The following is a 5,114-nucleotide window of genomic DNA, read 5'->3' on the forward strand; positions in this document are numbered from 1 at the left end:
GAGGGCCGCCCGCTGGCCGGGCTGCCGCGCGGCTTCGACCATTTTCCGGCGGCCTGACGCGCCGCCTTCCGCTATTCTCTGCGCATGAGCATGCCGTCTTCCGATCCGCAGTCTCCCTCCATGCGCGAGCGCTCGCGCGCCGCCTATCCCGCGCTGGCCTGGGTCTGCCGCGACCCGGGGCGGCTCATCGCCTTCGGGCTGGGCAGCGGCCTGGTCCGTCCGGCCTCCGGCACCTGGGGCACGCTGCTGGCCTGGGCGATCTGGGTAGCCGCCTCGCCCGCGGCAACGGACCTGTACATCGGCATTTTCCTGTTGCTGGCGTTTCTCTATGGCTGCTGGGCTTGCGACCGCGTGGGCAAGGAACTTCACCAGCCCGATCACGTCGGAATGGTCTGGGACGAAATGGTGGCATTCTGGCTGGTGCTGTGGTTCTCGCCGGCCGGGCTGCTGCCCCAGGCGCTGGCGTTCGTGCTGTTTCGCACCTTCGACATCGTGAAGCCGCCGCCCATCATGTTTTTCGACGCCCGCCTCAAGGGCGGTTTCGGCGTAATGTGGGACGATATCGTCGCGGCGTTCTATGCCCTGGTCATCATGGCGCTGGCCGCGCGCACAGGAGTCTTCGGATGAGCGATCAAACCGCGTACACGCAGTCCGGCCTGTCGGCGTCGCAGCTGGCGCAGGCCACCATCCACGGACTGGCCGAGCGCCTGGGCGAAACGCTCATGCGCCACGGCTGGATGCTGGGCACCGCGGAGTCCTGCACGGGCGGCCTGCTGGCCGGGGCCATCACGTCCATCGCAGGCTCCAGCGGCTGGTTCGACCGGGGCTTCGTCACTTACAGCAACGAGGCCAAGGTCGCCGAACTCCGGGTTTCGCCCGACGCCCTGCATCATTTCGGCGCAGTCAGCGAGCCGGTGGCGCTGGAAATGGCCAACGGCGTGCTGCTGGCCTCGCCGGGCGCGCACCTGGCCGTGTCCACCACCGGCATCGCCGGGCCGGGCGGCGCCACGCCGGGCAAGCCGGTGGGCATGGTGTGCTTCGGATTCGCCCTGCGCGTGGACGACGGCATCAGCAGCCGCGCCGTTACGCACGTATTCCGGGGCGACCGCGCCCAGGTGCGCCTGGCGGCCGTGGACTACGCGCTGCGGGGCGTGCTGGAATTCATCGGCGAGCCGGTCTAGGCCGGCGCTGTCCGGGAGGGCGCGCCTGCCGGCTTGCGCCGGCCCTCGACGCCGCGGGCGCGGCTCAGCGCACCGCGTTGATGGCGTCGCGCAGGCCCTTGGCGGCCTGGGCGGCGGCTTCGCGCCAGTCGTCGCCGCCGCTGGCGTAGATGATGGCGCGCGAAGAATTGATCATCATGCCGGCGCGCGCGGCGTTGGCGCCCGCGTTCACCGTGGCGGTGATGTCGCCGCCCTGCGCGCCGATGCCGGGCACCAGCAGGGGCACGGCGTCGCCGATGCGCTGGCGCACCGCGGCCAGTTCGTTGGGGAAAGTGGCTCCCACGACCAGGCCGCACTGGCCGTTGGCGTTCCATTTATCGGCCACCAGGCCCGCCACGTGCAGGTACAGCGGCGTGCCGTCTTCCATCTTCAGGAATTGCAGGTCCGAGCCGCCGGGGTTGGAGGTGCGGCACAGCACAATCACGCCGCGATCGCGCCAGGCGAGATAGGGCTCGACGGAATCCAGCCCCATGTAGGGAGACACCGTGAGCGCATGCGCCTGGTAGCGCTCGAACGCCTCGCGCGCGTAGTTTTCGGCGGTGGAGCCGATGTCGCCGCGCTTGGCGTCCAGCACGATGGGCAGGTCGGGGTGCTGGTCGCGGATGTGCTGGCACAGGGCCTCGAGCTGCTCTTCGGCCCGGTGCGCGGCAAAGTAGGCGATCTGCGGCTTGAAGCTGCACGCATAGGGCGCGGTGGCGTCCACGATGCCGCGGCAGAACTGGAAGATGGCGTCCGGCTTGCCGTGCAGCTCGCGCGGAAAGCGCTGCGGGTCGGGATCGAGCCCGACCTGCAGGAGCGATTGGCTGGCGGCCCAGGCGTGTTCGAGTTTTTGCAGGAAATTCATGGGATTCAGTGCAGTTTGACCCGCGGGCGGGTGCGGCGCATGAGCAGTCGGGCCAGCGCCAGGGACGCGGTGCGCGAGACGCCCAGCACCGCCTTGTGGTGCATCAGGTGCAGGCTCATGTACATCAGGCGCGCCAGTGTACCGCTTACGAACAGGCCCCGCCCCGCGAGCTTGCCCATCAGGCTGCCCACGCCGGCGTCCTGCCCGAGCGAAACCAGCGAGCCGTGGTCTTCGTACACATAGGGCGCAGACGGTTCCGGCGCATGGCGCAGGCGCGCGCCCAGTTTCTTGGCCAGGTACTCGGCCTGCTGGTGCGCGGCCTGTGCGCGGGCCGGCACGGTGCGGCCGTCGCGCCAGGGCGCGGCGCAGCAATCGCCCAGCGCCAGGATGTGCGGATCGGATGTCTCCAGCCGCTCGTTCACTTCGATCTGGCCCAGCTTGTTGAGCGGCAGCCCCAGGCCGCGCAGCACCGCGGGCCCCTGAATGCCCGCCGCCCACATGCAGAGCTGGGCGGGAAATTCCCGCCCGTCCGCGGTCTTGACCGAGGCGCCGGTGACTTCGGAAACCCGGCACGATGTCTCCACGCGTATGCCTAGTTCCTTCAGGCGCGCCGTGGCGGCGGTGGAGATCTTCTCGGGCAGGGCCGAGAGAATGCGCGGCGCGCCTTCCACCAGCGTGATCGCCAGGTCGCGCTCGGCGCGGAAGTTCGGCAGGCCGTAGGCGCTGACCACGTGGCTGGCTTCCACCAGCTCCACCGCCAGTTCCACGCCCGTGGCGCCGCCGCCCACGATGACCAGGTCCAGCCGCGAGGAGGGGTCGCGCACCTTGGCCTGGTCCACCAGCGCCATGGCCTTGAGCATGGTCAGCCGGAACTGTTCGGCGTTCTCGGTGGTGTCCAGCGTGACGGCGTGAGCCTCGGCGCCCGGTGTATTGAAGAAGTTCGAGGCGCTGCCCAGCGCCAGCACCAGCGTGTCGTAGCCCAGCTCGCGGCGGGGCAGGACTTCTTCGCCCTGATCGTCGCGCACGGCGTCCACCGTGACGAGCCGGCGCTCGCGGTCCACGCTTTCGAGTCGGCCCTGCGCGAAACTGAAGCCGTTGAGATGCGCCAGCATCAGGTACGACAGGCCCTCCTGGTGGATGTCCAGCGTGCCCGCCGCCGCCTCGTGCAGGGAGGGCTTCCAGATATGGAAGGGGCGGCTGTCCACCAGCGTGACGCGCTGGCGGCCATGCGCACGGCCGAGGCGGGAGGCCAGTTCCAGGCCGCCCGCGCCGCCGCCGACGATCACGATGCGTTCGGAGGGGGCTGACGTCGATGTAGGCATGATGGCTCCCAGTATACGGGCGGGCAGGGATTGCGGGACATTGCGGTCTGCCCGCGATGGGCCGGCCGCTTCCGGGCGGCGGCCGGGGCTGGCGTTTCCGGTCAGTGCATGAGGTATCGGCTGATCGCCACGCCGGCCCACACCGCCACCGTGAAAAGCAGCATCAGCATCACCGCGGCGCTGCCCAGGTCTTTGGCGCGGCCCAGCAGCGGATGGGTTTCCACCGACAGGGCGTCGGCCAGCGCTTCGATGGCGGAATTCAGCAGTTCCACCACCAGCACCAGTATCACGGTGGCGACCAGCAGGAACACCTCCACCGTATTGCGGCCCAGGAAGAAGGCCGCCGGAATCAGCAGCACGGCCAGCACCAGCCAGAACAGGCAGGCCAGGAACGCGCTGCGCAGCAGCGCCTTGACCGCCGCCCACAGAAACGTCAGCCCCAGCGCCAGCAGCGCGAAATGAAAGAGGGAGGGGCTCATGCCCAGGGCGCTGGACAGGCCGGAAAAGAAGTCGCCGAGCGCCTCGCCCAGCCCGCCCAGCAGCCACTTCAGGCCGGCGACCACGCTGCGCAGCGCGCCGCCGATCATGCCGCCCAGCGATGCGAAAAACCCTTCTTCCGCCGGCATCAGGCCGCCTCGCGGTCGGGAAAGCTCGGGACGCGAGCGGACGGGTCCGGGCGAAAATGGCGATGGGGCATCGGAAACGGAACGGCATGCGCCTTAGGAAACACGGGGACACCCACCATAGCGCAAAAGCGTCCGCCGTGGCGCGGCGGGCCGCGTACCGCTTTTTTTCCTTTGTTACCCTTTGCCGCGCCGGCCGGCGATACAGTAGCCCGACGGCCGGCCCCGGATGGCCGGCCCCCAGATGGCCGGCCCCCGGATGGCCGGCCCCCCACCAGGAAGGAGGCGCAACCCGTGACTTCCCGCAACCCCGCGCCGCGCGCCGGCGCCATCCGCGTCGGCATCGGCGGCTGGACCTACGAGCCCTGGCGCGGCACCTTCTACCCCGAGGGCCTGCCCCAGGGCCGCGAGCTGGAATACGCGAGCAGCCGGCTGACGGCCATCGAAGTCAACGGCACCTACTACGGCGCCCAGAAACCCGCCACCTACGCCAAATGGCGCGATGAGACGCCCGCGGGCTTCGTGTTCACCCTCAAGGCCTCGCGCTACGCCACCAACCGCCGCAAGCTCGCCGAGGCGGGCGAATCCATACGCCGCTTCGTGCACAGCGGCATCGCCGAGCTGGGCCCGAAGCTGGGTCCCATCGTATGGCAGTTCGCGCCGACCAAGGTGTTCGACGCCGGCGATTTCGGCGCCTTTCTCGACCAGCTTCCCGACGCCGTGGACGGAATCGCGCTGCGCCACGCGCTGGACGTGCGGCATCCCAGTTTTGCCTGCCCGGAATACCTGGCGCTGGCGCGGCAGCGCGGCGCCGCCACGGTATACACGGACAGCGACGACTACCCTTCCATTGCCGACCGCACGGGCAGCTTCGCCTACGTGCGGCTGATGCGCGCCAGCACCGCCTACAAGGCGGGCTATGCGCCGCACGCGCTGGCCGAATGGGAAAAGCGCTCCTTTGGTCTTGATCGGCGTTGTCCGCACATCGCCGAACCAGACGCAGTTCGGCTCTTGATCGTCCGCGTGCCAAACAGCACCGGGATCGGACTGTCGGTCCGCGGCGACCGGCGCATCAACATCGCCGGGTTGCGGCGTGGTGGTTTTG

The 5,114-nt window shown here is 69.6% G+C and carries 5 protein-coding genes and 1 pseudogene; 3 read left to right on the forward strand and 3 right to left on the reverse strand.

Features of this window, described 5'->3' with window-relative positions; translation table 11 throughout:
* Positions 1-120: 120 nt before the first annotated feature.
* Together AD428_RS22510 and AD428_RS22515 are read left to right on the forward strand one after the other, a co-directional pair.
* Positions 121-627 carry a phosphatidylglycerophosphatase A family protein gene (locus tag AD428_RS22510; protein ID WP_053246654.1) on the forward strand — a complete coding sequence of 169 codons (507 nt, stop codon included), beginning with the start codon at positions 121-123 and terminating at the stop codon, positions 625-627.
* Positions 624-1,181, forward strand: a complete 558-nt coding sequence (locus tag AD428_RS22515; protein ID WP_053246653.1) for a CinA family protein — start codon at positions 624-626, stop codon at positions 1,179-1,181. The genes AD428_RS22510 and AD428_RS22515 overlap by 4 nt, the downstream gene beginning before the upstream one ends.
* 64 nt (positions 1,182-1,245) lie before the next feature.
* On the opposite strand, the gene pyrF is transcribed toward AD428_RS22515, so the two are convergent.
* From pyrF to AD428_RS29825, 3 genes and pseudogenes are all read right to left on the reverse strand, one after another.
* Positions 1,246-2,064 (reverse strand): orotidine-5'-phosphate decarboxylase, encoded by an 819-nt coding sequence (gene pyrF, locus AD428_RS22520; protein WP_053246515.1) that lies wholly within the window; start codon positions 2,062-2,064, stop codon positions 1,246-1,248.
* Between the two features lie 5 nt (positions 2,065-2,069).
* Complete coding sequence (locus tag AD428_RS22525; protein ID WP_053246516.1) at positions 2,070-3,386, reverse strand: NAD(P)/FAD-dependent oxidoreductase; 1,317 nt, start codon at positions 3,384-3,386, stop codon at positions 2,070-2,072.
* Positions 3,387-3,487: 101 nt separating this feature from the next.
* Positions 3,488-3,757 (reverse strand): annotated as a pseudogene (locus AD428_RS29825) (diacylglycerol kinase); the annotation flags it as partial.
* A gap of 546 nt (positions 3,758-4,303) precedes the next feature.
* On the opposite strand from AD428_RS29825, the gene AD428_RS22535 reads away from it, so the two are divergent.
* Positions 4,304-5,114, forward strand: an 811-nt coding sequence (locus tag AD428_RS22535; RefSeq protein WP_082308556.1) for a DUF72 domain-containing protein, incomplete at its 3' end; no start/stop codon positions are given.

The sequence above is a fragment of the Achromobacter sp. DMS1 genome (assembly GCF_001270295.1).

What these genes read in the sequence shown, in the direction of transcription:
- AD428_RS22525 (WP_053246516.1), bottom strand. Translation starts at nt 3,386, where the DNA reads ATGCCTACATCGACGTCAGCCCCCTCCGAACGCATCGTGATCGTCGGC.
- AD428_RS22510 (WP_053246654.1), top strand. Translation starts at nt 121, where the DNA reads ATGCGCGAGCGCTCGCGCGCCGCCTATCCCGCGCTGGCCTGGGTCTGC.
- AD428_RS22515 (WP_053246653.1), top strand. Translation starts at nt 624, where the DNA reads ATGAGCGATCAAACCGCGTACACGCAGTCCGGCCTGTCGGCGTCGCAG.
- pyrF (WP_053246515.1), bottom strand. Translation starts at nt 2,064, where the DNA reads ATGAATTTCCTGCAAAAACTCGAACACGCCTGGGCCGCCAGCCAATCG.